Raw genomic sequence first — 26,553 nt, forward strand, 5'->3', positions numbered from 1 at the left:
TCTCCTTATGACGATCGGACAACCACGTCCCGACGCATCAAGGGCACGGATTGCCGACGCGCTGGTGGATCGCGTCGACGGCTTTCTGCATCTCGTCGGTCCAGACCACGTCGGCGGAAGAGAGCGCCATTTCGAGTTGCGAAATGGTGGTGGCGCCGATGATGTTCGAGGTGACTAGGGGCCGGTTCGAGACATAGGCATTGGCAAACAGCGCCGGCTCCATGCCGAAGGTGCGCGCCAACCGGTTGTATTCGAGCTGCACCTCGGCAGCATTCGGCGTCTCGTAGCGCTGGCCGCGGTTGAACAATTGCGAGCGCGAGCCCTGCGGCCGCGCGCCATGATCGTATTTGCCGGTCAAATAGCCTTGCGCCAGCGGCGAATAGGCAAGCAGCGACACCTGCTCGCGCTCGCAGACTTCGGCAAGGTTCACCTCGAAGGTGCGATTGACGAAATTATAGGCGTTCTGCAGCGAGGCGACGCGCGGGCCGAGGCCCTTGTCGGCTTCGGCAATAAAACGCATGACGCCCCAGGAATTCTCGTTCGACAGGCCGAAATGGCGGATCTTGCCGGCCTTCACCAGTTCATCGAATACGGCAAGCGTCTCAGCGATCGGCGTCTCGCCCTCCGGCACGCCGGCGGCATCGGACCGTCGCGGTACGGCGCCGATGCGGTTCGGATTGGCGCCCCACGGCACGTCGCGTTCCGGCCAATGGATCTGATAGAGGTCGATGTAATCGGTGTTGAGCCTGGCAAGTGACTTATCAATAGCGTCGAAGATGTCGGCGCGAACCAGTTTCGACGGGCGGTCGCCGCGAAACCAGGTGTTGGCGGTGCGGCCGACCACTTTGGAAGCGAGGATCACCTGGCTGCGGTTGCGCTTCGCCTTCATCCAGTTGCCGATGATTGTCTCGGTGCGGCCCTGCGTCTCCGCCTTGGGCGGGATCGGATAGAGTTCGGCGGTGTCGATGAAATTGACGCCGCGAGCAACCGCCAGATCCATCTGGGCGTGACCGTCCGCCTCGGTGTTCTGCTGGCCCCAGGTCATCGATCCGAGGCAGATCTTCGACACGAAAAGATCGGTCTGGCCGAGACGGCGTTTGTGCATGGAGTTTCTCCGGCGGGAATTTTGCGCGGCTGCGCGAGGAGGAAGCAATAGCATACAGGAAAGCGCCGCCCGCTTCCAAGCCCACCGACGGTGGGTCAGGCGACTTTCCCAGGACGCCGGCGGACGGGGTTCATCCCTGCGGCCAATAAAAAGCCGGACTGCATGTGAAATGCAGTCCGGAAGTTCGCCAGGAAAGGCGAGGAAAAACCGGCCAAGTGCCGGCACTGAGGCCTACGGTTGAAGCACCGCAGAAGTTCGCCGGAACAGCCGAATTATGTCAAAAAAGATCAGGGCAGCATGGCTGCCATGCGAATGCTGCACTGCACAATTGTCATGATCTGCCTATATTGACGGCCGTGGAGGTTCAATAAGGGGCTTGAATCATGGGATTCTTCACTGAAATGTTCGCCCGTCCGCGTCCGCGGGAACAGCTGCGCTATCGTGCGGCACTGGCGCTGCTCCATTCGATGAGCAATGCCGATCGCGCCGATATCGGCGTCAAGCCGGCCGATTTCCCGCGCATCGCCCGGGAAATGTCCCTGCGCTAAACAGCGCACCGTGAGATATCCGCCGCAGCGGGATATCTCACGAGCGGATCTCAACGCAATCCGAGGAAGGTCGACTTGCCCAATGGCACGCCGTTGTGGCGCAGGATGTCGTAGGCGGTGGTCAGGTGGAAATAGAAATTGGGCATGGCAGCGTGCAGCAGATACTGCATTCCCGGCATCGAAACCTCGCGTCCCGCAAGCCGCAGTTCGACCATCCTGTCATCTGAACCATCGAATTCGGCCGCCGAAAATGTCGCGAGATGAGCCAATGTCTTGGCAAGGCGCGCCTGCAGATCAGCGAAGCTCGCCTCATTGTCCTCGTATTTTGGCACCTCACGCCCGGCAAGCCGCGACGGCGCGCCCTTGGCGTGATCGGTCGCAATCTGTACTTGCCTGGTCAGCGCAAACATGTCCGGCGCCAGCCTCGCCGTCAGATACACCTGCGGATCGATCTTGCGATCAGCCGCATTTTGCTCGGCAATGTCCAGCACATTGGCTAGTGCCTTCAGCCTCGCCGAAAATACCGGCACGGATGCTTCATACATTGATATGGTCACAAGAAATCTCCACGCGGCCCGACTGCCGACGGCGAGAGGTAGCGCTTTCGCAGGCGATTGTTCAAGCGTCACCACGCCGCCGCAATCGATATGATAGGATTTTTCATCGAGTGGAGGTTTCCGATGAGACGCGCCCTTTTCGCAACGGCCGCTTTTATCTCTCTTGCCGTTGCCGGCCAATCGGCGCTCGCCGCAGACGCGCCTTATATCGACGACAGGTCGAATGCCGAAGCGGTCATCCGGTCGCTTTATAGTGCCATCAGCCGGCACGAATTCGCGCGCGCCTGGGACTATTTCGGAGACACCAAGCCGGCCAAGGATTTCAATTCCTTCGTCAAAGGCTATGACGGCACGGACACGGTCGAAGTCAAAACCGGTGGCGTATCCGAAGACGGGGCTGCCGGCAGCATCTACTACAGCGTTCCGGTCGCCATCCGGGCGACGGCCAAGGACGGCAGCGAGAATGTCTTTGCCGGCTGCTATACGCTGCGCCAGATCAACGCCTCGATCCAGGAACCGCCATTTCGCGCGATCTTCATCGACAAGGGTGCGCTGAAACCGTCAAAAGCCGATTTCGAGGATGCCGTGCCGGCAAGCTGCGGCGAAGGACCGCCGCCGCCTAAGAAGGACGCAGCGCTTGAGCAGGCCAACAAGGCGTTTGCCGCGACTTATGGCGACCAGTGCGACAAGGATCTTTCGGCGCAGGAGCCGGACATTTTCTCGATCCACTATAAGGACAAGGATGCGGCTGCCAGTGATCCCGAAAGCGAAACCCGGCTTTTCCATTTCGCCTGCTCGGCCGCGGCCTACAACGAAAACTCGATCTATTACATGAGCGACGACGTGCTTGGCGTGAGACAATTGCAGTTCGCCGAACCTGAAATGGACATTCGCTACGAGAACAATGACAGCGACGGCAAATTGCTGGGCATGACCATAGTTGGCTTCCAGACCTCCGGCTGGGCAACCAATTCCGATTACGACGAAGAGACCAAGACGATCACCACCTTTAACAAGTGGCGTGGCATCGGCGATGCCTCTTCATCGGGGACCTATCTGTTTCGCAACGGCGATTTTTCCCTGGTCCAGTACGACGTCGACGCGTCTTATGACGGCGAGGAAAATCCGCAGACGGTCGTCGACTACAACACCGCGCCTTAAGGGGCCTTCGACAACATCCAGTTGAGCGTGCTGCGCCAGTCGGTCATGCGGATCGGCGTGCCGTGCGTGCCAGTCTCGAAGCGGACGAAGCGGGTCGGATAGGTTTTCGACTTGGCCAGAATCGATCGGAAGAAGGCTTCCTGTTTCTCGATTGGAAACACCGGGTCCTTGCTGCCTTGGCCGAAGAAGACCGGCACACGACGCTTGAATGCGGGGCTCGAGAAGAAACTCTCGTCCCATAGCGAGCCGAGCAGCAGCAGCCCGTCGATGCGCCCGCCGGTGTCCTTGCGGGCGGCCAGCTTCCAGCACAATGAGCCGCCCATCGAGCCGCAGGCGACGAAGATTTTTGCGCTCGGCGATAGGTCGGCATAGTGGTTGATCAGCGCGGCGATCTGGGTGGCACCGGTGTCACCGAAATCGGAAAAATCCGGCGACAGATAGAGGCCGCCATTGCCGGCCATCAGGTTCTTGATGCGGTTGAAATTGCCGCCGAAGGTGAAGTCGTCGGTGCCCTGCTTACGGCTGCCGCCCTGCCCGTGCAGATAAAGCACGATGATGCTGGCGCCCCCGACCTTGCCGACGGCGATGTGGCGGACATCGCCTGCATCGGTCGGCAGCAACAAATCCTGCTGCACCTTACGCACGCCGGTTTCGGTGTATTGCGCGTGCACACGACGCTCAGGCACTTCGTCACGAGCGTTGATGTCGCGCATCTCACGATAATCGATAACCGAATACGCGCCGTTGTTTTCGGATGAGAGCGTCGCCGGATAGGCGAAGAGATCATCCTTGAAGGGTTTGAGTTCGAGAGCGTTGGCGTAGGCGGCGCAAGAGAGCGGCAAAAGAATCGCCATCAGCAGGGCCGGGAGGCCAGAGGGAGGCAAGCGGAACCGGAAGCAGGAACGAAAGGCCATCCCGCAGCCATGCGTTTTTCGGCTTCGGTTTGTCAATCCTGCAGCACGCCGCCGGCGCTTTCCAGCGCCTCGCGCGTGTCGACATCGACGGCTGCCCCTTCGCCGATCTCGACATCGATGACGTCGAGCCCTTCGGCCTCGACCAGATGGCGGGCACCGGTATCGCCTTCGAGGTGAGCGATCGCGGCAAACAGCGAGCGCGGCAGCACCACCGGGTTGCCGCGCCGGCCATCGTGCGAGGCGCGCACCACCGATCGCCATTCGGACTTGCGGAACGCCTCGATCAGCCTGTCGAGGTCGGCCGAGGCGACGCCGGGCATATCGCCGAGGACGATCATGGCGCCGGTGGCGTCGCCGGAAATCTTGGCGATGCCTGCCTTCAGCGACGAAGACAGGCCCTCGGCGAAATCCGGATTGTCCGCGAAGATCACATCCATGCCCGACAGTGCATCGCGCACGCGCTCGCGCTGGTGGCCGGTGACGACGATGGTGGCCGCGGCTTTCGAACCGATCGCGCGCTCGGCAGTGCGACGGACCAGCGGCTTGCCATCGAACAGCGCCAAGAGCTTGTTCGGTCCGCCCATGCGGCTGGAGCGGCCGGCGGCCAGAAGCACGATCTCGACCTTTGGTTCGGCTTTGGCCGGCAACGGCTCGCGCGGTTGCGGCCGCGTCGGAATTTCCATCAACAGCCCGCCGACGCCCATGCCGGCAATATCCCTGGCGGTCACATCGAGGCCGGCGATCAGCCGGTCGAGCACCCAATCGAAGCCGTTCTCCTTGGGGCTGCGGGCGCAGCCCGGCGCACCGATGATGCGCTTGCCGCCTAGTGTGCCGAGCACCAGCAGATTGCCGGGATCGACCGGCATACCGGCGCGGATGACAGTGCCGCCCGCCCTTTCGATCGCAGCGGGAACGACGTCGCCAAAATCGGCCATCGCCGAAGCGCCGAAGATCACCACCATATCGTTGTCGCGGATCAGCGAGGCCGCAGCCTCGGCGACGGGGATAATTTCATGCGGCGTTCGACGCTCCGCCGTCAGCCTGCCGCCCGAACGCGCCAGGCGTGCTTCGGTGACGCGCAGCGTCTTGTCGAGCACGCTGGGTTTGATGCCGGGCAGCACCGTCTGGATGACGCCGACGCGCACCGGCTGATAGGCGTTGACCGCAAAGATCTCGCCGCCGGCGCAGATCCTTGCCACCGCATCCACCAAAGCGGAGGCGACCGCAAACGGAATGATCTTCACCGTTGCTATCATCTGACCTTTTTCGACCGGCGCATGCTGCGCGAGCGTGGCGATGGTGATCGTCGGATCGACAGCGTTGATAGCGTCGATCATCGCCGCATCGACGGTGAACATGCCGGCAGCCTGCGCGTGGAGGTTGACCCTGCCGGTCGCGGCGGGCTTCGCCTCGATGTTGCGGTGGATCATACATGCGGCGATCTTTTCGGCGGCCGCATCCTCGCCGAGATCATCGGGCGCCAACACCGCCGCGACGACCTCGGAAATGCCAGCGGCCTTCAACAGGGACACATCCCCGGCGCTTAGCCTGTGCGCTTTGCGAAAGCGGCGCTCTCCGGCTGTGGTGGCGTGCGCCAGCACTGCCCCTTCGGCCGCATCGATCGCAACGGGACCAAATTTCACGCGACCGCGCCTTTGGATTCGAGACCGCGGGAGCGAAAGGCGTGGATTGCTTGCGCCAGCACCGCGACGGCGATCTCGGCCGGGCTGGCGGCGCCGATGTCGAGGCCGATCGGGGCATGAATGCGAGCGATCTGGTCGGCGGTCGCCCCTGAAGCCAGCAGGCGTTCCACACGTTTGGCGTGGGTCTTGCGGCTGCCGAGCGCCCCGACATAGAAGCAACCGGCGTCGAGTGCCGCCTTCAGCGCGAAATCGTCGATCTTCGGATCGTGGGTGAGAGCAGCCAGCGCCGTATAGCTATCGAGCGGCTGGCGCTTCAGCGCATCCTCCGGCCATTCGGCATGTAGCGCGATGTCGGGAAAGCGGTCGGACGTGGCAAAGGCCGTGCGCGGATCGATGATCTCGACAGGATAGCCGGCGATCCTGGCCATCGGTGCCAGCGCCTGGCTGATGTGGACGGCGCCGATCACCACCAGGCGCGGCTGCGGCAGATGTGCGTTGAGGAAGAACGTCCGCCCCTCAGCTTCGACCGAACCGGAATTGCCCGTGCGAAATGCCTTGGCGATGGCCGCCCCGAGTTCGCCGGCTACCTGGTCGCCCTCGCGCACGACACGGTCGCGGCCGTCGCCGAGGTCGGTGACCAGGATCGCCGCGCGGCGGGCGCGGCGTTCGGCGTTGAGTGTCTTCAGCGCGTAGGGATCCATCCGAAATCAACCCAATCTTTCGACATAGACCTTGATGCGGCCGCCGCAAGACAGGCCGACCTGCCAGGCGGTTTCATCGGCGACGCCGAATTCCAGCATCTTCGCCTTGCCGCTATCGATAACATCGACCGCCTCGGTGACCACGGCGCCTTCGACGCAGCCGCCCGAGACGGAGCCGTGGAAATTGCCTTCGGCGTCGATGACCAGGTGGCTGCCGACGGGACGCGGTGCCGAACCCCAGGTTTCGACCACGGTGGCGATGGCGACGTCCTTGCCGTCCTTCATCCAGCCCTCCGCGATGACCAGCGGGTCGCGGGCTTCATCGAGATAGATACTGTGTTCCATGATTTTCTCCCTAGGAGACATGTGGTTATGCGACGCGCCTCGCGCCAGCCTCGATCCACCTGCGCGGGTCAACCGAACGTACCGAATTTTTATCCAGCGACGCACAGAGATCGGCGAGCGCATCGAGATTGTGCACCGAACGGAATTCGTCGACACGCGGCAGCATCGCCTTGATGCCGCGGGCACGCGCCTCGAAGCCGTCGAAGCGCAGCAGCGGGTTCAGCCAGATCAGCCGCCGGCAGGATTTATGCAGCCGTTCCATTTCCTCCGACAGGCGTCTCGTCGATCGTCCGCGGCGCCGGACGCTGTTTCAACTCGGTCATTCTGTCTCCGTGGGCGCGGCCATCTGAAAGCCTCTACAGAGCGTGGTAGCCGCGGTTGTGATAGATCAGCGGCCGCAAATTATCGCCGATGCGCAAACCTGTCACATTGCCAAAAAGCACACGGTGCGTGGCCAGATCCTTGGTGTCGACCAACTCGCAGTCGAAGACGGCGAGCGCGCCCTTCAACGTCGGTGAACCGGTCGAGATCACATCCCATTCGGCCAACGCGAAACGCTCCTCGACCGGCAGGCCGGTAATGCCGGAAAAGCCGATCGACAGCGGCTCCTGATCCGAAGCCAGCGTGTTCAGGGCAAATTTGCCGTTTTCCACGAACGGCTCGTTCTTGGAATTTTCACGATTGAGGCAGACCAGGATGGTCGGCGGCGTGTCCGACACCGAGCAGGCCGCGATCACCGTCGCGCCGCGCCTGCCGGCGGGGCCATCGGTGGTGACTACATGTACATGGCCGGCAAAATGGGCCATCGCGTCGCGGTAGGCCTGCGGCCCGATGTCATTCTTCTTCAGCACCGATGATTTTCCACTGGTCAGAGCCAACCGTTATATACGGGGGATATTGCATGCCACAAGCGAAGTGCTTGAGCTATATCCCGAATTCGCGTGTTGCGCCAAAGCTGGCCAGCCTTTAGGTCTTGACGGCATTGGCGCCGGCAAAACACGCGATCGGCGCGGAGGAATTCTTCGCTCGCATGCGACCCTGGACAACCACAATAGCGGTGCTGGCCTGGCTCTCGGTCGCCGGTAATGCGAGTGCGGAGACGCTCCTGATCGGCGTCGCGGCACCTTTGTCGGGCCCGTCGGCGATCCTCGGCAAACAGATCGAGGCAGGCGCGAAAATGGCGGCTGAAGCTGACGGTACCGAGATCAGGACGATCGATGACGCCTGCACGGCCGATGGTGGCGCCGCCGCAGCGAGGGAATTCGCCGCGGCGAAAGTCAATGTCGCCGTCGGTTTTCTCTGCACCGACGCAATCGAGGCGGCGCTGCCGATCCTGAAGGACGCTGGCATCCCGGTGATCACCGTCGGCGTCCGCACGGAAAGCCTGACCGACCGGCGCGCCAAGACGGGATGGCCGATCTATCGTCTCGGGCCGCGCGGCGACGACGAGCGCAATGCCGTCGCAGCCATCCTCACCCGCCTATGGCAGAACGAGCTGTTCGCCGTCGTCGACGATGGCACCATCTACGGCCGCGAAATGGCCGAGACGTTTCGGGCAGCCGCCGAGCAGGCGGCTCTGAAGCCGGTGTTCGTCGACACGTTCCGGCCGCAGCTCGACAACCAGATCGGCCTGATCGGCCGGCTGAAGAAAGCCGGCGCAACGCATGTCTTTGCCGGCGGCGACGGCGATGATGTCGCCATTATGGGCCGCGATGCCGGCCAGCTCGACACCGGCATGGTGTTTGCCGGCGGCGAAGCGTTGCGGGCGCCGCTCGGCGACGCGCCTTATGCCGCCGGCACGCTGATGATCGCGCCGCCCGAATGGGCCGATGTCGCCGACCCCAAGGTGCTGCAAAGCTTTGCCGGACAAAACATCGTGCCGGAAGGTTACACGCTGCCCGCCTATGCCGCGGTCGAGATCGCCAAGGCGGCCTCAGCATTGACGCAAAGCTCCGGCGAGAGGCTGGCCAACGTGTTGACCGCGCGCGACTTCACCACGGCGATCGGACCGATCCGCTTTGACGAAAAAGGTGACCTGACGCAAAATCCTTATCGCGCCTACCGTTTCGACGGCGGCCGTTTCGTGCCGGTGGAGAGCCAATGATGTCCAGCACAGGGATGTTCCATACGGGTCCGCGCAATCTCATCACCGACGTCGCCGGCCTGCGTGTCGGCAATGCGGCTAATGCCAAGCTGAAATCCGGTGTGACCACCGTTGTCTGCGACGAACCGGCCGTCGCCGGCGTGCAAATCCTGGGCGGTGCGCCGGGCACCCGCGAAACCGACCTGCTCGAGCCGCACAATTCGATCCACGCCATCCATGCCGTGGTGCTTTCGGGCGGCTCGGCCTTTGGCCTCGACGCCGCGTCGGGGGTGCAGGCGGCATTGCGCGAAAGAGGCATCGGCGTCGAGGTCGGTGGCTTTCGCGTGCCGATCGTGCCGGCGGCGATCCTGTTCGACCTGCGCAATGGCGGCGACAAGGATTGGGGCCGGTATCCGCCTTACCGCGATCTTGGCTACGAAGCCGCGCAAGCCGCCGCGATCGACTTTGCGCTCGGCACTGCCGGCGCAGGTAGCGGGGCTTTGAGCTCCGGCCTGAAGGGCGGGCTCGGCTCGGCCTCGACAGCGCTGGACAGCGGCGTCACCATCGGCGCGCTCGCCGCCGTCAACCCGACCGGCTCGGTGACGGTCGCCGGGACCCGCCATTTCTGGGCGGCACCGTTCGAGATCGGCGACGAGTTCGGCGGCTTAGGCTATCCCCACCCGATGCCTGACGATGCCAAAAAGATCCTGCTGAAGTTTCGTGACAAGCATGCCGCAGAGCAGGCGGAAACCGGCGCCAACACGACCATCGCCGTGATCGCCACCGATGCGATACTCACCAAGGCCGCCGCCAAACGCCTGGCGATATCAGCGCATGACGGCTTTGTCCGTGCCATTTGGCCGACGCACACGCCCGCAGACGGCGATCTGGTCTTCGCGCTGGCAACGGGCAAGAGCGGCATCGAGCTCGCACCCAACGATGCCATCGATCTCTACGCCGCGGCCGGCGCCACGATGGCGCGCGCCATCAGCCGCGGCGTCTTTGCCGCGACGCCGGCCGAGGGCGATCTGTTCCCGGTCTGGTCGTCGCGCTGACCGCGCCACGCTCATTCGGGTGAGCCGTAATCAGACTGGACTTAAGATCAGGTGGGTTCGGATTTTTCTTCTTCGAACGTGACCGCAACATCCGAGTTTGCTGAGAGCCGCACCTTCTGGCCCTCGACCTCGGCGACAAGGCTGAGAGGAATGAAGTGGTGATGGCCCCGGTGAGCGCCCTCGCCGCTGTCGCGCTTGGTCAGCTTGATACGATCCCCGTCAACCTTGTCGACGGTACCGACATGGACGCCGTCGGCGCCGATCACTTCCATACGTTCACGAATCTTGGCTGCATTTGTCATGAGGGTCTCCCTTAGAGCGCCGCTCGTCCTTTTGAACGCGCAAAGGACGCTCTAAACATTTTGAATCAATGCACCGTGCCTTCCGAAAATCGATCCTGATTTTCGGAAGGCACGATGCGGTGAAGCTGCCGACAATAACAAACGACGGCCGGATTGGATGCACTGACTTTGTGTTTCAGTCAGCACGATCTTTTGACGGCATCGTGATAGGAATTTAACGGCGTCGACCGCCTGAATGGAAAGCCCCATGCGAAATCTTGCCCTGTTTGCCGTCTGCCTGCTTGCCCCGCTTGCAACCTTGGCCGCCGCCCGCGCAGGCGATGTCGCCGAGCTTGAGATCCTCGGCTTCAGCCGTGATGGCGGGGTCTTTGCCTTCGAGGAATACGGCGTCCAGGACGGATCGGGATTTCCCTATGCGAACCGCTATTATATCGACACGGCCGACGACAGTTTCCTGAAGGGTTCGCCGATCCGTGTCCGGCTCGACGACGAGAATGCTGCGGTGGACGCAGCGCGGCTGCAGGCCCGGCAAAAGGGCGAAGCGATCGTCAGTCAGGCGGAACTGACGGCAAATCGCGGCATCACCGCCGGCCTCAACCCGGTGACCGAGCTTTCTGCCGATCCCTTCCGGATGGTGGTCAATCCGCGCCCGATCTTTTCGCCGGTCGACGATCCGCTTGAGTTCCGGCTCGACCAGATCGGCATGAATGACACCGAACGCTGCCAGAGCCAGGGCGAGATCAATGGCTTTCGCCTGCTGCGCATCGAGGCGAAGGACGGCGGCCAGACGAGGATTATCCACGAGGACAAATCGATCCCGCAAAGCAGAGGCTGTCCGAATGGCTACCAGATCGGCGCGGTTCAGACATTTTCGCTGGATAGCCTCGGCGCCTATGCCGTGCTGATCGCGGTGCGCCAATACGGCTTCGAAGGGCCGGACTATCGCTGGATCGCGGTAACCGGTCGCCTGTGACGGTCCCCGCCATGCGCTATAGCGCTCTGCGCCGTCTCCGCCGCGCTCTGCCGTCGCTGCGCACCGCATTTGCCGGTGCCTTGCTGTGGGCCACAGCGATGGGCGCCAGCGCGCTGCTCAATCTGCTGCAGTACGATTGGGAGACCCCGGCAAAGATCCGCTTCGTCTCGCTGCTTTATGCTGCCGGCGGTGCGCTCGCTTTCCCGATTGGGCTGTTCCTGGCGCGGCTCGTCTCGCTCGGGCGCCACTGGGAGATCGCCCTCGCCGCCGCCTTCGTCTGCTTTCTCGCAGCGACGATCGCCTTCACCGGCGGCCTCTTTGGGCTGCAATACCGCTCCTACTATGTCCAATGGCATGCGCCCGCGCTCACCATCACCTGGGTTTTCCAGTTCGTGTTCACGATGTTGACGGCACTCTATCAGTTCGTCGTCCTCGGCATCCGGCTGTATTTTCCGCTCGGTTTCATTGCGCTCGCTGTCGCCAGTGTCTGGTTGGCACGCCAGCAACGTTGAGCATTTTGCCTGCCTCTGTTAGGACGCGGGCAAATGCTCTTGCAAGTCAGGACCGACTGATGATCCCTCGCTACTCCCGGCCGGAAATGGTGGCCATCTGGTCGCCCGAAACCCGGTTCCGCATCTGGTTCGAGATCGAGGCCTACGCGTGCGACGCATTGGCGGAGCTCGGCGTCATCCCGAAGGAGGCCGCCAAGACCATCTGGCAGAAAGGTGGGGCGGCGAAGTTCGATGTCGAGGCGATCGACGAGATCGAGCGCGTCACCAAGCACGATGTCATCGCCTTTCTCACCCATCTTGCCGAATTCGTCGGGCCGGATGCCCGCTTCATCCACCAGGGCATGACATCCTCCGACGTTCTCGACACCTGTTTTGCCGTGCAGCTCACCCGTGCCAGCGACATTCTCCTGGCCGACATTGACGGGCTGCTTGCGGCGCTCAAGCGCCGCGCCTTCGAGCACAAGGACACGATCACAATCGGCCGCAGCCATGGCATCCATGCCGAGCCGACCACCTTCGGCGTCAAGCTGGCGCAGGCCTATGCCGAATTCTCGCGTTGCCGCGAGAGGCTGGTGCACGCACGCGAGGACATCGCCACCTGTGCCATCTCCGGTGCGGTCGGCACCTTCGCCAATATCGACCCCTATGTCGAAGAATATGTGGCCAAGAAACTCGGACTGAAACCGGAGCCGGTGTCGACGCAGGTGATCCCGCGCGACCGCCATGCGATGTTCTTCGCCACTCTCGGCGTCATCGCCTCGTCGATCGAGCGGCTGGCGATCGAGGTGCGTCATCTGCAGCGCACCGAGGTGCTCGAGGCAGAAGAGTACTTTTCACCCGGACAGAAGGGTTCGTCGGCGATGCCGCACAAGCGCAACCCGGTGCTGACCGAGAACCTCACCGGCCTTGCCCGCATGGTGCGCTCCTTCGCATTGCCGGCAATGGAGAATGTGGCGCTCTGGCACGAGCGCGACATCTCGCATTCCTCGGTCGAGCGCATGATCGGGCCCGACGCGACGGTGACGCTCGATTTCGCGCTGTCACGGCTGACCAGCGTCGTCGACAAACTGCTTGTCTACCCAGATAACATGCTGAAGAACATGAACAAATTCCGCGGCCTTGTGCATTCGCAGCGCGTGCTGCTGGCGCTGACGCAAGCCGGCGTTTCGCGCGAGGACGCCTACGGGCTGGTGCAGCGCAACGCCATGAAGGTATGGGAGCAAGGCGCTGATTTTCTTGAGGAACTTCTGGCTGACAAGGACGTTGTCGCAGCCTTGCCCGAGGCCGAGATCCGCGAGAAATTCGACTTGGGCTATCATACCAAGCACGTCGATACGATCTTCAGCCGAGTGTTTGGAGAAGCCTGATGATTTCGGCGGCCGGAGATTTCGATTTCCTTGCCTTGCCCGGGCGCGGCAATTCCGGGCCGGATCATTGGATGTCGCATTGGTGCCGGGTGTTCCCCAATTCGAGCCGCGTGCTGCAGGCCGAGTGGGACCGGCCGAAGCCTGAAGACTGGATCGGCCAGGTAGATGCCGCGGTGGCCGCCGCACCGCGCCGCATCGTGCTGCTTGCGCATTCGCTGGCGGTGGCGACGGCGGTGAAGTGGGCTGCTAGCGCCAGTCAAAGCCAACTCGACAAGGTCGCGGCGGCATTCCTGGTTGCCGCGACCAATGTCGAGGATGCCGATCCCTCATTCGACGCGGTGCGCCCGTTCGCGCCGATGCCGCTGAGGCGCCTGCCCTTCCCGACATTGGTGGTGGCGAGCCGCACCGACCCACGCGTCACCTTCGACAAGGCGACCGCTTTTGCCGCCGCCTGGGGCGCGGATATCGCCGATGCCGGCGATCTTGGCCATATGGGGAACGAGGCCGGCCTGGGCGTATGGCCAGCGGGCCTGCTCATGCTTGGACGCCTGATTGAGAAGGCGAACCTCTAGCCTACGCCTTACCGGGAATCGTCCTTATCACCGTGCCCCACGGATCCTCGCGGGTGGTCTCGCTTGCGGCATTGTCCGAACGCATCTCGACCCAGGCCAGGCCGGAGCGGGCGGGATCGCGGCGACCGGCGCCCGGGCTCTGCCACGCATTTGCGCCGATGTGGTGATGATAGCCGCCGGACGACAGGAATACCGCCGCGCCACCGTACTTTGCCACCGTGTCGAAACCGAACTCCTGATGCCACCATGCTTCGGCTTCTTCTGGCCTGCCGACCCGCAAATGAACGTGGCCGATAATGCTGTTTTCCGGCGCGCCCTGCCAGCCGGTGTCGCCTGCCGGCACCTCGGCAACGACCGACGGAATGTTCAGCCGCTCCGTCGCCATCGCAATCTTGTCGCCGTTCCATTTCCAGTCCTGCGGACGGCGGTCGGCATAGATCTCGATGCCGTTGCCTTCCGGATCGGTTAGATAAAGCGCCTCGCTGACCAGATGATCGGATGCACCCTCGATGCCGATCTTGCCGGCGATGGCGTGGTTGATCCAGCGGCCGAGATCGGCACGGCTGGGCAGCAGGAAGGCGGTGTGGAAAAGACCGGCGCTGCGCGGGTCATCGGGTTTCGCAGCCGGATCCGCTTCGATGTCGAGTAAAGGGCGATTGACTGCGCCGAGCGTAATCGTGCCGCCGGCGCGGCTCAGTTCCTGCAAACCGACGACTTTGCGATAGTAGGCAGCGAGATTCTCTGCATCCCGCGCCCGCAAGCCGACGCGGGCAACGCTGACCGGGGTCGTCGCGGCAAAAGGCAGTTCGCTCATCAAAGTGCTCCGTTCAGGCGGCGCTCGACAAGCTTCCAATGGAGGAACCCGGCGCCATCAATCATTCTACGCCGTGTCCGTGCCAAAATCTCGGAACAGCCATTCTTTTCTAGCGACAGATCGTCGATCGCGATCGTTCACACAAGAGCGCAAGAAGCGAACATGGTGTTCACAATAGCGAGCAGAACCGGACTCGTGAGAGGCCGTTTGCGTGTCGCTGTCGAGTTCATACACGGTTGCACCCGACTGCGCCTCTCGCTACATGCGCGCCATGAAAGTCAGGGAAGCAGATATTCTCATCGTGCCGGGCTACACCAATTCCGGCCCTGATCATTGGCAGAGCCGCTGGCAGTCGAAACTGTCGACAGCGCGCCGCGTCGAGCAGGCGGAATGGTCGAAGCCGGTGCGCGAGGATTGGACGGCCGGTGTCGCCAAGGCGGTTAACGAGGCCGAGCGGCCGGTCGTCATCGTCGCCCATTCGCTTGGCGTCGCCGCGGTCATCCAGGCATTGCCTCGGTTCGAGAGGCCAGTCGCCGGCGCTTTCTTCGTGGCGCCGCCCGATGTCGCCAATCCAGAGATAAAGCCGAGGCACCTGATGACCTTCGGCCCCTATCCGCGCGACCCGCTGCCGTTTCCGTCGGTGGTGATCGCCAGCCGCAACGACCCGTTCTGCGCCTTCGGCGTCGCCGAGGACATTGCCGCGGCGTGGGGCTCGCTGTTCATCGACGCCGGCGATGCCGGCCATCTCAACGCGGATTCCGGCTTTGGCCCCTGGCCCGAAGGATCGATGACGTTCGCGAAATTCCTGACGGATCTCTAGGAAGCGATTGAGCCTCTGACGCTGCTCAGCAGGGTCTTTGCCCCAAGCGAAATCAGCGAATGCTCGGAACCCATCGCCAGCAGCCGGTAACCCATCGACACCACGCGACCGGCGATGGCCGGTTCCATCACATAGATCGCCGCATGCTTGCCGGCTTTGCGGGTGCGCTCGGCGATCGAGGCGACGGTCTCCATCATGCTCTCCAGCGTCGAACTGACGGTGGTGCCCTTCGACCAGGCGATCGAGAAATCCGAAGGGCCTAGGAAGATACCGTCGATGCCCGGCGTGTCGAGGATGCCATCGAGTGCATCAAGCGCGGCGCGCGTTTCGACCATGGCGAACGCCATGGTGCGCTGGTTGCTGTCGCGCAGCCAGTCGGCATAATCGCCCTTGCCATGGCGCGGAAAGGCATAGGTGGGGCCCCAGGAGCGCTCGCCGAGCGGCGGGTATTTCATGGCGGCGGCAAACAGCTTTGCGTCCGCCACTGAATTCACCATCGGCGCAATCACAGCCTCGGCGCCGAAGTCGAGCGCGCGGCTGGCCATGTCGAAGCGGCCGACCGGAATGCGCACCAAAGCCGGCTTGTTGGCGGCCAGCACCGGCACAAGCCCGCGCAGCACGCTGTCCTCGTGATGGCCACCATGCTGCATGTCGAGCGTAACCGCGTCGAACCCTTGTCTGGCCAGTATCTCGACCGTCAAGGCATCCGGCACGCCGGACCACGCAGTGAACAGCGTCTCGTCGGCCGCAAGGCGTGACTTCAGGGACATTGGCGATTTCCTCTTTGGTTGCAGCAATTCAGCCGGAAATGACCGCAAAGGCAAAGAAAAACCGCCCGGCTAGGCCGGGCGGTCGATTGGTCTAGAATGCGATCGGAACGAGCGGAAGGATCAGGTGTTCTTGATCTGCTCGATCGCCTGCGCCATCAATTCATCCATGGTGCGGCGGATCTGATGGTCCGACTGGTCGATGCCGGCTGCATCGAAATCCTTGCGTATCTTGCGGAAAACGTCGTGATCGCCTGCTTCCTCGATGTCGCTGACGACCACTTCCCTGGCATAGGCGTCGGCATCGGAGCCTGACTTGCCGAGCTTTTCGGCAGCCCACAGGCCGAGCGCTCTGTTGCGGCGTGCCGCAGCCTTGAACCGAAGTTCCTCGTCGAATGCGAATTTGCGCTCAAAGCCCTCTTCGCGGTCTTTCATGCTGCTCATGGCATCCCTCCGTGAAATCCGATTCGTTGTGCCAATATGTGTTGCCGGAGCACAAACCAAAAGGGCGCCGGCCGGTCAATATGCTACATTGCTTGCTGCGCTGCGGCATTTCGGTCCCCGAAAGCGGTTGATTGAAAGGATTTGCCGATTGAGCAAACAGTGCGATTGGGATAGACACCGGCATTGAACCCCACCGTCGCCATCTTATTTTAGGCAGACGGACAGGAACTGGTCGCTTGCCGCCTGCCCGCAAATCCAGAGAAAAATCAGATGAAAAATCGCCGCCGCATTTATGAAGGCAAGGCCAAGATCCTCTATGAGGGACCGGAGCCTGGCACGCTGATCCAGTTCTTCAAGGACGACGCCACCGCTTTCAACAAGAAGAAGCATGAAATCGTTGATGGTAAAGGCGTGCTCAACAACCGCATTTCCGAGCACATTTTCAACCACCTCAACCGGATGGGCATTCCGACCCACTTCATCCGCCGGCTCAACATGCGCGAGCAGCTGATCAAGGAAGTCGAGATCATCCCACTCGAAGTGGTGGTGCGCAACGTCGCCGCCGGCTCGCTGGCCAAACGCCTCGGCATCGAGGAAGGCACCGTGCTGCCGCGCTCGATCATCGAATTCTATTACAAGGCCGATGCGCTCGACGATCCGATGGTCTCGGAAGAGCACATCACCGCCTTCGGCTGGGCGAGCCCGCAGGAGATCGACGACGTCATGGCGCTGGCCATCCGCGTCAACGACTTCCTTTCCGGTCTGTTCATGGGTGTCGGCATCCAGCTCGTCGACTTCAAGATCGAATGCGGCCGCCTGTTCGAAGGCGACATGATGCGCATCGTCGTCGCCGACGAGATCTCGCCGGATTCCTGCCGGCTGTGGGACGTGGCGACCCAGGACAAGCTCGACAAGGACCGCTTCCGCCGCGACATGGGCGGGCTCGTTGAAGCCTATCAGGAAGTTGCCCGCCGCCTCGGCATCATGAACGAGAACGAGCCGCCGCGCCCTGCCGGACCGGTGCTCGTCGCTTCGACCGACGGTGTCAAAGGCAAGCCGCACTGACGGCTTGCCCGCTCAACAGGTGAACAGGAGCATGTCCAGCGTGATCAAGGCCCGCATTACCGTAACCCTCAAGAACGGCGTGCTCGACCCACAAGGCAAGGCAATCGAGCATGCGCTTTCCGGAATGGGTTTCGGCGGCGTCGGCCAGGTGCGGCAAGGCAAGGTTTTCGATATCGAGCTTGCCGAGGGCGACAGGGCCAAGGCCGAGGCGGATCTGAAAGCCATGTGCGACAAGCTTCTGGCGAATACGGTGATTGAGAATTATAGTGTGGCCATTACCTGAGGTTGTGCCGGAGGGTAGATGACCGAGATCAATGGAAGCCTGATTTTTGAAGTCCTCAAATCCATTCAGTTGCGGCTGGACACGATGGATTTGACACTTGGCGAGGTAAAGTCCGAGTTGGGTTCGATCCGTGGTCATCTCGTCGCCACCGAGGGCGATGTGAAGAACATTTACGGCGTGCTGGCGCGGCAGGACGATCGCCTCGAACATATCGAACGCCGCCTAGAATTGCGCGAACTCGCCGAAGCCCAGAGGCCCTACGAACCAAAATGAAATCAGCCGTCGTCCTGCTCCCCGGCCTTAATCGCGACCGTGACATGATCGCGGCGCTGACCAAGATTTCCGGCACGCCGCCGGTCACCGTCTGGCAGACCGACACCGAAATTCCCGATGTCGACCTGATCGCCATTCCCGGCGGCTTTTCCTTTGGCGATTATCTCCGCTGCGGTGCCATTGCCGCGCGCATGCCGGTGATGCGGGCTGTCGCCGAAAAGGCGGCCAAGGGCGTCACGGTCATCGGCGTCTGCAACGGTTTCCAGATCCTGGTCGAGGCAGGCCTGCTGCCGGGCGCCTTGATGCGCAACACTTCGCTGAAATTCGTCTGCCGCGAGGTGAAGCTGCAGATCGCCAACGCCAACACGATGTTCACCCGCCGCTACCAGCCGGGCCAGGTCATCCGCGCGCCGGTGGCGCACCATGACGGCAATTATTTTGCCGATGCCGAAACGCTGGCCCGCCTCGAAGGCGAAGGCCAGGTGGTGTTCCGCTATGCCGAAGGCACCAATCCCAACGGCTCGATCAACGACATTGCCGGCATCGTCAACGGCCGCAGCAATGTGCTCGGCCTGATGCCGCATCCGGAAAACCTGATCGAAGCGGCGCACGGCGGCAGCGACGGCCGGGCGCTGTTCGAAAGCGCGCTGGGCATCGCCGCTTGATGCCTTCAATTTTCCTCCTGGAGCGACGGTCATGAAACTCTATTCGCGGCCGTTGTCGCCCTATTCGTCGATCGTGCGGGCGCTGGCCTATATCAAGAACGTGCCGCTCAAGGTCATTGCACCGCCGCCGGGATTTCCCATCCCTGAGGCATTTCGTGCCATCTCCCCGCTCAACCGGATTCCAGTGCTGATCACCGGCTCGGGCGAAACGATCGTCGAATCCGTGGTCATTGCCGAATATCTGGAGGAGCGCTTCCCCGAGCCAGCGCTGCTGCCCAAGGATTCGAAAGACCGGGCGCTGGTGCGCATGTTCGCCCGCATCACCGACCTCGACGTGCTCGCGCCGATGATGAAGCTGTTCGAGCTCTATTTCGTGCCGCAGAGCAACGAGGCGGAGATCAAGGCACAGTTCGCCCGGCTGCATCACGGGCTTGCGGCAATCGAGGCTCGCATGGCTCACGGCCCGTTCGCGCTCGGCGACGACATCTCCTTCGCCGATGCCTGGCTGACGCCGACCCGCTTCATCTTCAACAATTTCAGGACAACGATCGGCCGCCCCGACCTGCTTGACGCCTATCCGAAATTCGATGCCTACGAGCAAATCGCCTTGCAGCATCCGGCGCTGTCGCGCGTCTGGGGTGAGATGACAGACGGTCTGAAGATCTTTCTGTCCGAACTCGAGATGGGCGCCGCTTGAACATGAGACTGACGACCACGCGCCTCGCCGTCGCTACTGTCGCCGGGCTTGTACTCGCCTCATGCCAGTCAGGCCCGAAGAGCACGCCGGCGCCGGCGGGCAAGAGCGCGTCACTGCTTGCCATGGAACAGGTGGCAATCGCTGCCCACAAATGCTGGATCGCCAGCAAGGACCCTGCCTTCAAATCTTACCAGATGGCCAACGAACTGAATTCGTTTAGCGGCACGCCCCGCTTCCTGCTGGTGCCGGCCAAGCATTATGGCGGAAAGCCGCTGCTGGTCGTGCAGGCGCAAGGCAATTCGAGTCGCGTCGACGTGTTCGGTCCATTGATGGCGGAACCGCTCGGCGCGCGCATTGGCTCGGACATTGCCCGCTGGCAGGCGGGCAATCCTGCCTGCGGCGCTGCTGCCTAGCCCAATGGGTCGGTTGCTGCAGATCACTGGTCTGGTCGTCGGCCTGGCCGGGCTCGTCCTGCAGCTCTGCATCACCGTCCCGGCGTCAATGGAAGCCGGCCGTGGCTTTGTCGGCTCGCTGGTCTTCTATTTCAGCTTCTTCACCATCCTGACCAACATCGGCGCGGTGCTTGTCCATGCCTCGTTGCTGTCATCGACGGGTTACGCCTGGTTTCCGGCCTTTGCAGGGCCACGGATGCGAGCGGGCGTAGCCGTCGCCATAACGCTGGTTCTCATCGTTTATGCAACAGTCCTGGCGCAGCTTTGGCAGCCGCAAGGATTGTTCCTGCTCTGCGACGTTCTCCTGCACTATGTGACGCCGGTGCTGTTCGTGCTGTGGTGGCTTGTGGCGGGCGCCGACGGCTCGACGCGGTGGCGTGACATCTCCTGGTGGATGATCTATCCGATCGCCTATCTGGCCTACGCGCTGCTGCGGGCGCCGATCGCCGGCGAAGTGCCCTACCCGTTCCTCGACGTCTCCAAACACGGTGCTACCAGCGTCGCCGTCTCAGCTCTGGCGATCACCGGGCTTTTTCTGATGCTGTGCATTGTGGCGGTGCTTGTGGACCACGGTGTCACGCGGATCAGGGCGGAACGCGTCCGTCCGCGATGACGCTCTCCCGCCCTGGCCGCCTTTAGCGTCTTGGCACGGTTCGCGCGGCGCCTGCACGGATCGCCGCAGCAGCTTCACCGGCGATCCGTGACATGAACTTGCGCGTGAATTGGCCAAGCGGCTTGGCATCCTCGAGCGCCCAGCTCGTCGCGAGATCATCGGTGTTGAATTCATCGACGATTACCCAGGCTGGCGTATAGAGAGTGGCGCGACGGGCCTCCGTCTCAGGAATCTCGACATAGTATGCGTCAGGGCGTGGCGGCTGACTCGTGATCGGAAAGAGCAGGGTCTGCTTGCGGCCATTCTTACCGGCAACGATCAACATAACGCAAGTCGGCCGCGCCTTGCGTCCGCTCTCCTCGCCCCGGTCATATTCCCTTGCCCACAGATAGGAGTAGAGAATGATCTGTCCGTGGCCAAGCTCAGTCATCCCGGACATCATCTCGAGCGATTGCGTCGAGGCCGACTAGAAGCTGGTCGCGTTCCTCGGTCGACAGATCCTCAACGCGGTGTGCCCGCTGAGCGCTGCGGCCGGTAATGCGGTCGAACTGCTCCGCGGTCAGGAGCACGAACTTTCGCTTGCCGTGCTTGGTGATGTCGACGGGACCACGGAACGCAGCCTCGACGACCTCGCCGGATTTGTTGCCGAGATCTGTGAGCGTGAAACTCGCCATGGCAATCTCCTTCACGCCCGAAAATAGGTAAAATAGCTGTTTTCAGCAATACCCCTATTCATCGGAGGCGTCGCAGGTGGGAATCCTGTGAAGGCAAGAAGGAGGTCGCATCTCCGCGATGACCAGCGTGGCGGCTCAGTCCCAGAACGGCCTCAGACCCTCACGATGGGCATCGCCGCGCGAAATGCCGATATCCTTGAGCTGGGCGTCGGTCATCTCGAGCAGGACTAGCCGACTGCGCCGGCGATCCAGCAGGCTGTCGATCCATCGGACGAATGACGTGACCACTTGCACGAGCCGGCGAACATAGGATCTCCGGCCCGACGAGCGGCTTCCGGTCAATTCAACTGCCGCGTAGCGGATTGTCTCTATTGTACCCATTTTCTTTCTGCCAAGATTGCAATTGTGCCGTTTTGTACGGCCCGCTTCATATGTATTGACTCCCAACTCGGTGCAATGTACAAAATTGTCACCATGACAACTTGGCTTCCAGATCTTACCGCCGGTACCGGCCCGCTCTATCAGCGGCTTGCCGATTCCATCGAGACGGACATCGACCGCGGCCTGATCGGTGCAGGGGCAAAGCTGCCGCCGCAGCGCGATCTGGCATACGACATCGGCACGACCGTCGGCACCGTCGGCAGGGCCTATCAATTGCTGCGTGAGCGGGGATTGGTCAGCGGCGAGGTCGGCCGCGGAACCTATGTTCTCGCTCAACAGTCGGAGAGCGCAAAGCCGGAGTTCCTGGGGCCGGTCGAACAAGGCACGCGCTATATGGATGCGCCCGGCGACAAGCTGCGCTTCGATAGCACCGCCGCACCGGATGTCGGCCAGGGTGCCATCGTCGCCGACGTGTTGACACGCACGGCGCAGGACCATCCGCATGAGATTTCAAGCTACACGCGTGATTTCCCGGACCGCTGGTTCGAAGCCGGCAGGCGCTGGCTGTCGCGCAATTCCTTTCGCCCGGCGGCGGATGCCATTGTCCCCACGCTCGGCACCCACTCCGCAGTGATGGCAACAATTGCGGGGCTCACCGCCCCCGGCGACTATGTCGTCTTCGAGCACCTCACCTATTCGCAGATTTCCCGCAGCGCCGGCCTGATCGGTCGCCGGACCGCACTGGTGGCGGCTGACGACGAGGGCATCGATCCCCAGGATTTCGAGCGCGTCTGTGCGCAAAAGCACCCGAAGATGATGTTTTTGATGCCGACGGCCAAGAACCCGACGCTGACGACGCTGTCGGCATCGCGCCGCGAGGCAATCGCGCGTGTCGCCCGCCAATATAACGTCGTCCTGGTCGAGGACGATCTCTATGGCGGCCTGACCGACGACCCGACGCCTTTATTGGCCGAATATGCTCCCGAACGGACTATCGTTGCCGGCGGCCTGTCGAAATCGGTCGCGGCGGGTGTTCGCGGCGGTTGGCTCGCTTGCCCGCCGGCCTATCGTCACCGCATCCGGGTCGCCCATAAGATGATGACGGGCGGCCTGCCCTTTCTGCTGGCGGAGGTGGGCAGCCGGCTGGTGCTGTCCGGTCAGGCCGCCGAGATGCGCAAGCGCAGCATTGCCGAGATCGGCGCGCGCATCGCGATCGTGCGCGAGACACTCGACGGCTTCGATTTCAAGGCGCTGGATAATGTGCCCTTCGTCTGGCTCACTTTGCCCGACCCATGGCTTTCCGGCACTTTCAAACAGGCCTGCCTCGAGCATGGCGTGCTCATCGACGACGAGGACGAGTTCAAGGCGGGGCGTTCCGAACAGGCCTTTCACGGCGTGCGGTTTGGCATCTCGCAGCCGCGACAGCGGGATGATATCGCGCACGGCGTGGCGGTGATCCGGCGGCTCCTGGACGAAGGCCGCGCCGGCTACGACAGCTTTTCCTGAACCGGCTTGAAACCGGCGGGTCGAGTGGCGATCTTTCGCTACTTGCGGTCAGCTGTTGCTTTCCGTCGTTTTTAGTCATCCGATGGGGTGTATCGGCTGCAACGCTTGCGATAAGACGGGACTCGATCCCAAGGACACAATTTGCCGATCATGACCATTTCCAATTCCGTGCCGATCACTCCGGAACTCATTGCCGCACACGGGCTGAAGCCCGACGAGTACCAGCGCATCCTCGACCTGGTCGGGCGCGAACCGAGCTTTACCGAACTCGGTATTTTTTCGGCGATGTGGAACGAGCATTGTTCCTACAAATCCTCGAAGAAGTGGCTGCGCACGCTGCCGACCACCGGGCCGCAGGTGATCCAGGGCCCGGGCGAGAATGCCGGCGTGGTCGACATCGGCGATGGCGACTGCGTCGTCTTCAAGATGGAGAGCCATAACCATCCCTCCTACATCGAGCCTTATCAGGGAGCGGCGACCGGCGTCGGCGGCATCCTGCGCGATGTCTTCACCATGGGCGCGCGGCCGATCGCGGCGATGAACGCGCTGCGCTTCGGTGCGCCGGACCATCCCAAAACCAGGCACCTCGTTGCCGGCGTCGTTTCCGGCGTCGGTGGCTATGGCAATTCCTTCGGCGTGCCGACGGTCGGCGGCGAGGTCAATTTCGACTCTCGCTACAACGGCAATATCCTGGTCAATGCGTTTGCCGCAGGCCTCGCGAAGACGGACGCAATCTTTCTGTCCGAGGCCAAGGGCGTCGGCCTGCCGGTCGTCTATCTCGGCGCCAAGACCGGGCGCGACGGCGTCGGCGGCGCCACCATGGCCTCGGCCGAGTTCGACGACAAGATCGACGAGAAGCGGCCCACCGTGCAGGTTGGCGACCCGTTCACCGAAAAATGCCTGCTCGAAGCCTGCCTCGAACTGATGGCGTCCGGCGCCGTTATCGCCATCCAGGACATGGGTGCCGCCGGCCTCACCTGCTCGGCAGTCGAAATGGGCGCCAAGGGCGACCTCGGCATAGAGCTCGACCTCGACAAGGTGCCGGTGCGTGAAGAGCGCATGAGCGCCTATGAGATGATGCTTTCGGAGAGCCAGGAGCGCATGCTGATGGTGCTGCGCCCCGAAAAGGAAAAACAGGCCGAGGCGATCTTCCACAAATGGGGCCTCGACTTTGCCATCGTCGGCAAGACCACCGACGATCTGCGCTTCCGCGTGCTGCACCAGGGCGACGAGGTCGCCAACCTGCCGATCAAGGATCTCGGCGACCAGGCGCCGGAATATGACCGTCCCTGGGTCGAGCCGAAGAAGCCGGCGCCATTGGCTGGCGATGCACCGCAAGCCGATGTGGCCGACGCACTGCTCAAGCTGCTGGGCGGACCGGACCTTTCCTCGCGCCGCTGGGTGTGGGAGCAGTACGACACGCTGATCCAGGGTAATTCCCTGCAGCTTCCCGGCGGCGATGCCGGCGTGGTGCGCGTCGACGGTCATCCGACCAAGGCGCTCGCCTTCTCCTCCGACGTGACACCGCGCTATTGCGAGGTCGACCCTTACGAGGGCGGCAAGCAGGCGGTGGCCGAATGCTGGCGCAATCTGACAGCCACTGGCGCTCTGCCGCTCGCTGCCACCGACAACCTCAATTTCGGCAATCCGGAGCGGCCGGAGATCATGGGCCAACTGGTTGGTGCCGTGAAAGGCATCGGCGATGCTTGCAGGGCGCTCGGCTTCCCGATCGTCTCCGGCAACGTCTCCCTCTACAATGAGACCAACGGACAGGGCATCCTGCCGACACCAACCATCGGCGGCGTCGGGCTGATTGCCGACTGGTCGAAAATGGTGCGCATCGGCTTTGCCGCCGAAGGCCAGATGATCGTGCTGGTCGGCGCGCCGACGATGTGGGGCACGCATCTCGGCCAGTCCGCCTATATGCGCGACATCCATGGCCGCGCCGACGGCCCGCCGCCGCCGGTCGATCTCGACCACGAGAAGCGGGTCGGTGACCATGTGCGGGCGCTGATCGGCTCCGGTGTCGTTACCGCGGCGCATGACGTTTCCGATGGCGGCATCGCGGTGGCGCTGGCCGAGATGGCGATGGCCTCAGGCATCGGTGCGACCATCCCCGGCCTGATCGGTACAGATCCGATCTCGGTCTGGTTCGGCGAGGATCAGGGCCGCTATCTGCTGACGCTGTCGATCGATCCGCAGAGCGAGGAATGGGGCGCCATTCGCGAACAGCAAAGCAAGCTCGGCATCTTCGCACCATGGATCGGCTCGACCGGCGGCAGCGAATTGAAGCTGGGCGAGGCACGTGCGATAGCGGTCAGCGAATTGACCGCCGCCCACGAATCCTGGTTCCCTCGCTTCATGGCAAATGAGGTCGTGGATCCGTGATGTGATCGAGTGGCGCCCTTTCGCTGTGGTTCATACGCCATTTCGACCATATCTATGAGATCACGACCTGAACAAGGAATCCTCGAATGGCAATGGACGCCCACGACATCGAACGGCTGATCAAGGAAGGCATTCCGGACGCCAAGGTGACGATTCGCGACCTGGCCGGCGACGGCGACCACTATGCGGCCGAGGTTGTGGCCGAGAGCTTTCGCGGCAAAAGCCGCGTCCAGCAGCACCAGATGGTCTATGACGCGCTGAAGGGCAACATGGGCGGCGTGCTGCACGCGCTTGCCCTACAGACCAGCGTGCCGGACTAATTCTACGCAAGCGGGAAGTCATGGCCAAAGGCGACAGCGATCCGGTTGCAGTCAGTGCCTATGCTTCCTTTGCCGAGCGCTATGATGCGCTGGCGCCGATCAAGCCGCACAACGCCCTCTATGAACGGCCGGCCTCGCTGGAGTTGCTGGGCGACGTGAAGGGTCTGACCATACTGGACGCCGGTTGCGGCTCCGGTATCTGCTCGGAAAAGCTGGCTCGCTCAGGTGCGCGGGTAAGTGCCTTCGACATTACGCCGGAAATGCTGGCTTTGGCACGTCAGCGCTGCGCTGGGCTCAATGTCGATATGCGGCTTGGCAATCTCGAAAGGGCTCTCGACTGGCTCGCGGATGGCAGTTTCGATCGCATACTTTGCTCGCTGGCGCTCGATTATGTCGAAAAACTGGGGCCGGTATTCGCTGAGTTTCATCGCGTCTCCTGCCCGGGCGGCTGGCTGGTGTTCTCTATGGGCCATCCAATGCGCGACTGGCAGGACACGCGCACGCGCGGGACGAAAACCTATTTTGAAACGAATCGCTGGGTATGCATTGGGGA

33 protein-coding genes and 2 pseudogenes are annotated in these 26,553 nt (G+C 62.5%); 20 read left to right on the top strand and 15 right to left on the bottom strand.

Annotation, left to right across the window (positions count from 1 at the left end):
* Positions 1–37: 37 nt before the first annotated feature.
* Positions 38–1,105 carry an aldo/keto reductase gene (locus RQ479_RS07545; protein WP_376704616.1) on the bottom strand — a complete coding sequence of 356 codons (1,068 nt, stop codon included), beginning with the start codon at positions 1,103–1,105 and terminating at the stop codon, positions 38–40.
* A 383-nt stretch (positions 1,106–1,488) separates the two neighbouring features.
* On the opposite strand from RQ479_RS07545, the gene RQ479_RS07550 reads away from it, so the two are divergent.
* The gene (locus tag RQ479_RS07550) at positions 1,489–1,653 is read left to right on the top strand and encodes a hypothetical protein (protein ID WP_023674744.1); all 165 of its coding nucleotides are present in this window, start codon (positions 1,489–1,491) and stop codon (positions 1,651–1,653) included.
* A gap of 50 nt (positions 1,654–1,703) precedes the next feature.
* Here the strand turns inward: RQ479_RS07550 and RQ479_RS07555 are convergent, their stop codons facing one another.
* Positions 1,704–2,210 (bottom strand): DUF1993 family protein, encoded by a 507-nt coding sequence (locus RQ479_RS07555; protein WP_376704617.1) that lies wholly within the window; start codon positions 2,208–2,210, stop codon positions 1,704–1,706.
* Positions 2,211–2,333: 123 nt separating this feature from the next.
* Here RQ479_RS07555 and RQ479_RS07560 point away from each other — a divergent pair, with 123 nt between their 5' ends.
* Complete coding sequence (locus RQ479_RS07560) at positions 2,334–3,371, top strand: DUF1176 domain-containing protein (protein ID WP_376704618.1); 1,038 nt, start codon at positions 2,334–2,336, stop codon at positions 3,369–3,371.
* Here the strand turns inward: RQ479_RS07560 and RQ479_RS07565 are convergent.
* From RQ479_RS07565 to RQ479_RS07590, 6 genes and pseudogenes are all read right to left on the bottom strand, one after another.
* The gene (locus RQ479_RS07565; RefSeq protein ID WP_376704619.1) at positions 3,368–4,225 is read right to left on the bottom strand and encodes an alpha/beta hydrolase family protein; all 858 of its coding nucleotides are present in this window, start codon (positions 4,223–4,225) and stop codon (positions 3,368–3,370) included. The two genes, RQ479_RS07560 and RQ479_RS07565, sit on opposite strands and share 4 nt — an antisense overlap.
* A 92-nt stretch (positions 4,226–4,317) precedes the next feature.
* The gene (locus RQ479_RS07570) at positions 4,318–5,928 is read right to left on the bottom strand and encodes an NTP transferase domain-containing protein (protein WP_376704620.1); all 1,611 of its coding nucleotides are present in this window, start codon (positions 5,926–5,928) and stop codon (positions 4,318–4,320) included.
* Positions 5,925–6,629: an XdhC family protein gene (locus RQ479_RS07575; RefSeq protein ID WP_376704621.1), complete on the bottom strand. Its 705-nt coding sequence runs from the start codon at positions 6,627–6,629 to the stop codon at positions 5,925–5,927. Before RQ479_RS07575 ends, RQ479_RS07570 begins: the two co-directional genes overlap by 4 nt.
* A gap of 6 nt (positions 6,630–6,635) precedes the next feature.
* Complete coding sequence (locus RQ479_RS07580; protein ID WP_352467275.1) at positions 6,636–6,974, bottom strand: XdhC family protein; 339 nt, start codon at positions 6,972–6,974, stop codon at positions 6,636–6,638.
* A 25-nt stretch (positions 6,975–6,999) separates the two neighbouring features.
* Positions 7,000–7,248: pseudogene (locus RQ479_RS07585) on the bottom strand (VWA domain-containing protein); the annotation flags it as partial.
* Between the two features lie 82 nt (positions 7,249–7,330).
* Positions 7,331–7,825 (bottom strand): flavin reductase, encoded by a 495-nt coding sequence (locus RQ479_RS07590; RefSeq protein ID WP_352467274.1) that lies wholly within the window; start codon positions 7,823–7,825, stop codon positions 7,331–7,333.
* A gap of 179 nt (positions 7,826–8,004) precedes the next feature.
* Between RQ479_RS07590 and RQ479_RS07595 the strand changes: the two genes are divergently transcribed.
* Positions 8,005–9,078: a branched-chain amino acid ABC transporter substrate-binding protein gene (locus tag RQ479_RS07595; RefSeq protein WP_376704622.1), complete on the top strand. Its 1,074-nt coding sequence runs from the start codon at positions 8,005–8,007 to the stop codon at positions 9,076–9,078.
* A gap of 14 nt (positions 9,079–9,092) precedes the next feature.
* Entirely contained in the window at positions 9,093–10,112 is a 1,020-nt protein-coding gene (locus RQ479_RS07600; protein ID WP_376705885.1) for a P1 family peptidase, read from the top strand.
* A gap of 47 nt (positions 10,113–10,159) precedes the next feature.
* Here the strand turns inward: RQ479_RS07600 and RQ479_RS07605 are convergent, their stop codons facing one another.
* Positions 10,160–10,414, bottom strand: a complete 255-nt coding sequence (locus RQ479_RS07605) for a DUF2171 domain-containing protein (protein ID WP_292659801.1) — start codon at positions 10,412–10,414, stop codon at positions 10,160–10,162.
* 247 nt (positions 10,415–10,661) lie between these two features.
* Here RQ479_RS07605 and RQ479_RS07610 point away from each other — a divergent pair, with 247 nt between their 5' ends.
* Genes RQ479_RS07610 through RQ479_RS07625 form a run of 4 tightly spaced genes read left to right on the top strand, consistent with a single transcriptional unit; the run spans position 10,662 to position 13,838 of the window.
* The gene (locus tag RQ479_RS07610; RefSeq protein ID WP_376704623.1) at positions 10,662–11,387 is read left to right on the top strand and encodes a DUF2259 domain-containing protein; all 726 of its coding nucleotides are present in this window, start codon (positions 10,662–10,664) and stop codon (positions 11,385–11,387) included.
* 11 nt (positions 11,388–11,398) lie between these two features.
* Positions 11,399–11,899, top strand: a complete 501-nt coding sequence (locus RQ479_RS07615; RefSeq protein WP_376704624.1) for a hypothetical protein — start codon at positions 11,399–11,401, stop codon at positions 11,897–11,899.
* 59 nt (positions 11,900–11,958) lie between these two features.
* Positions 11,959–13,266, top strand: coding sequence for an adenylosuccinate lyase (gene purB / locus RQ479_RS07620; protein WP_376704625.1), 1,308 nt, complete (start codon positions 11,959–11,961; stop codon positions 13,264–13,266).
* Positions 13,266–13,838, top strand: a complete 573-nt coding sequence (locus RQ479_RS07625) for an RBBP9/YdeN family alpha/beta hydrolase (protein WP_376704626.1) — start codon at positions 13,266–13,268, stop codon at positions 13,836–13,838. The genes purB and RQ479_RS07625 overlap by 1 nt, the downstream gene beginning before the upstream one ends.
* 1 nt (position 13,839) lies before the next feature.
* Here the strand turns inward: RQ479_RS07625 and RQ479_RS07630 are convergent, their stop codons facing one another.
* Positions 13,840–14,652, bottom strand: coding sequence for a VOC family protein (locus tag RQ479_RS07630; RefSeq protein WP_376704627.1), 813 nt, complete (start codon positions 14,650–14,652; stop codon positions 13,840–13,842).
* Between the two features lie 271 nt (positions 14,653–14,923).
* Here RQ479_RS07630 and RQ479_RS07635 point away from each other — a divergent pair, with 271 nt between their 5' ends.
* Positions 14,924–15,472 (top strand): alpha/beta hydrolase, encoded by a 549-nt coding sequence (locus RQ479_RS07635; RefSeq protein ID WP_352467348.1) that lies wholly within the window; start codon positions 14,924–14,926, stop codon positions 15,470–15,472.
* Here the strand turns inward: RQ479_RS07635 and RQ479_RS07640 are convergent.
* Together RQ479_RS07640 and RQ479_RS07645 are read right to left on the bottom strand one after the other, a co-directional pair.
* A complete protein-coding gene (locus RQ479_RS07640; RefSeq protein ID WP_023717391.1) occupies positions 15,469–16,242 on the bottom strand; it encodes an HpcH/HpaI aldolase/citrate lyase family protein in 774 nt (257 codons plus the stop codon). The genes RQ479_RS07635 and RQ479_RS07640 overlap by 4 nt on opposite strands.
* A gap of 120 nt (positions 16,243–16,362) precedes the next feature.
* Entirely contained in the window at positions 16,363–16,683 is a 321-nt protein-coding gene (locus RQ479_RS07645; RefSeq protein WP_376704628.1) for a DUF1476 domain-containing protein, read from the bottom strand.
* Between the two features lie 270 nt (positions 16,684–16,953).
* Between RQ479_RS07645 and purC the strand changes: the two genes are divergently transcribed.
* Genes purC through RQ479_RS07680 form a run of 7 tightly spaced genes read left to right on the top strand, consistent with a single transcriptional unit; the run spans position 16,954 to position 20,731 of the window.
* Positions 16,954–17,748 carry a phosphoribosylaminoimidazolesuccinocarboxamide synthase gene (purC, locus tag RQ479_RS07650; RefSeq protein ID WP_023674725.1) on the top strand — a complete coding sequence of 265 codons (795 nt, stop codon included), beginning with the start codon at positions 16,954–16,956 and terminating at the stop codon, positions 17,746–17,748.
* Positions 17,749–17,788: 40 nt separating this feature from the next.
* Positions 17,789–18,031 (top strand): phosphoribosylformylglycinamidine synthase subunit PurS, encoded by a 243-nt coding sequence (gene purS / locus RQ479_RS07655; RefSeq protein ID WP_292659850.1) that lies wholly within the window; start codon positions 17,789–17,791, stop codon positions 18,029–18,031.
* A gap of 18 nt (positions 18,032–18,049) precedes the next feature.
* The gene (locus tag RQ479_RS07660; RefSeq protein ID WP_352467267.1) at positions 18,050–18,304 is read left to right on the top strand and encodes a hypothetical protein; all 255 of its coding nucleotides are present in this window, start codon (positions 18,050–18,052) and stop codon (positions 18,302–18,304) included.
* Positions 18,301–18,969, top strand: a complete 669-nt coding sequence (gene purQ, locus RQ479_RS07665) for a phosphoribosylformylglycinamidine synthase subunit PurQ (protein WP_352467266.1) — start codon at positions 18,301–18,303, stop codon at positions 18,967–18,969. The genes RQ479_RS07660 and purQ overlap by 4 nt, the downstream gene beginning before the upstream one ends.
* Positions 18,970–19,000: 31 nt before the next feature.
* Positions 19,001–19,666, top strand: coding sequence for a glutathione S-transferase family protein (locus tag RQ479_RS07670; RefSeq protein ID WP_352467265.1), 666 nt, complete (start codon positions 19,001–19,003; stop codon positions 19,664–19,666).
* A gap of 2 nt (positions 19,667–19,668) precedes the next feature.
* Positions 19,669–20,079: a hypothetical protein gene (locus RQ479_RS07675; RefSeq protein ID WP_352662538.1), complete on the top strand. Its 411-nt coding sequence runs from the start codon at positions 19,669–19,671 to the stop codon at positions 20,077–20,079.
* A gap of 4 nt (positions 20,080–20,083) precedes the next feature.
* Positions 20,084–20,731: a Pr6Pr family membrane protein gene (locus tag RQ479_RS07680; RefSeq protein ID WP_376704629.1), complete on the top strand. Its 648-nt coding sequence runs from the start codon at positions 20,084–20,086 to the stop codon at positions 20,729–20,731.
* A 22-nt stretch (positions 20,732–20,753) separates the two neighbouring features.
* On the opposite strand, the gene RQ479_RS07685 is transcribed toward RQ479_RS07680, so the two are convergent.
* The 3 genes from RQ479_RS07685 to RQ479_RS07695 form a co-directional block, all read right to left on the bottom strand.
* Positions 20,754–21,161, bottom strand: coding sequence for a hypothetical protein (locus tag RQ479_RS07685; RefSeq protein WP_376704630.1), 408 nt, complete (start codon positions 21,159–21,161; stop codon positions 20,754–20,756).
* Positions 21,154–21,405 carry a type II toxin-antitoxin system prevent-host-death family antitoxin gene (locus RQ479_RS07690; protein WP_376704631.1) on the bottom strand — a complete coding sequence of 84 codons (252 nt, stop codon included), beginning with the start codon at positions 21,403–21,405 and terminating at the stop codon, positions 21,154–21,156. The genes RQ479_RS07685 and RQ479_RS07690 overlap by 8 nt, the downstream gene beginning before the upstream one ends.
* Before the next feature lie 135 nt (positions 21,406–21,540).
* Positions 21,541–21,786 carry a DUF1127 domain-containing protein gene (locus RQ479_RS07695; RefSeq protein WP_376704632.1) on the bottom strand — a complete coding sequence of 82 codons (246 nt, stop codon included), beginning with the start codon at positions 21,784–21,786 and terminating at the stop codon, positions 21,541–21,543.
* Positions 21,787–21,879: 93 nt separating this feature from the next.
* Between RQ479_RS07695 and RQ479_RS07700 the strand changes: the two genes are divergently transcribed.
* The 4 genes and pseudogenes from RQ479_RS07700 to RQ479_RS07715 form a co-directional block, all read left to right on the top strand.
* Positions 21,880–23,292, top strand: coding sequence for a PLP-dependent aminotransferase family protein (locus tag RQ479_RS07700; protein WP_376705886.1), 1,413 nt, complete (start codon positions 21,880–21,882; stop codon positions 23,290–23,292).
* A gap of 150 nt (positions 23,293–23,442) precedes the next feature.
* The gene (purL, locus tag RQ479_RS07705; RefSeq protein ID WP_376704633.1) at positions 23,443–25,680 is read left to right on the top strand and encodes a phosphoribosylformylglycinamidine synthase subunit PurL; all 2,238 of its coding nucleotides are present in this window, start codon (positions 23,443–23,445) and stop codon (positions 25,678–25,680) included.
* An 86-nt stretch (positions 25,681–25,766) separates the two neighbouring features.
* Positions 25,767–26,000 (top strand): BolA/IbaG family iron-sulfur metabolism protein, encoded by a 234-nt coding sequence (locus RQ479_RS07710; RefSeq protein ID WP_023674714.1) that lies wholly within the window; start codon positions 25,767–25,769, stop codon positions 25,998–26,000.
* Between the two features lie 20 nt (positions 26,001–26,020).
* Positions 26,021–26,431, top strand: a pseudogene (locus tag RQ479_RS07715) (class I SAM-dependent methyltransferase); the annotation flags it as partial.
* Positions 26,432–26,553: the final 122 nt, after the last annotated feature.

Source organism: Mesorhizobium sp. ISC25, assembly GCF_042295465.1.
Lineage (GTDB): Bacteria > Pseudomonadota > Alphaproteobacteria > Rhizobiales > Rhizobiaceae > Mesorhizobium.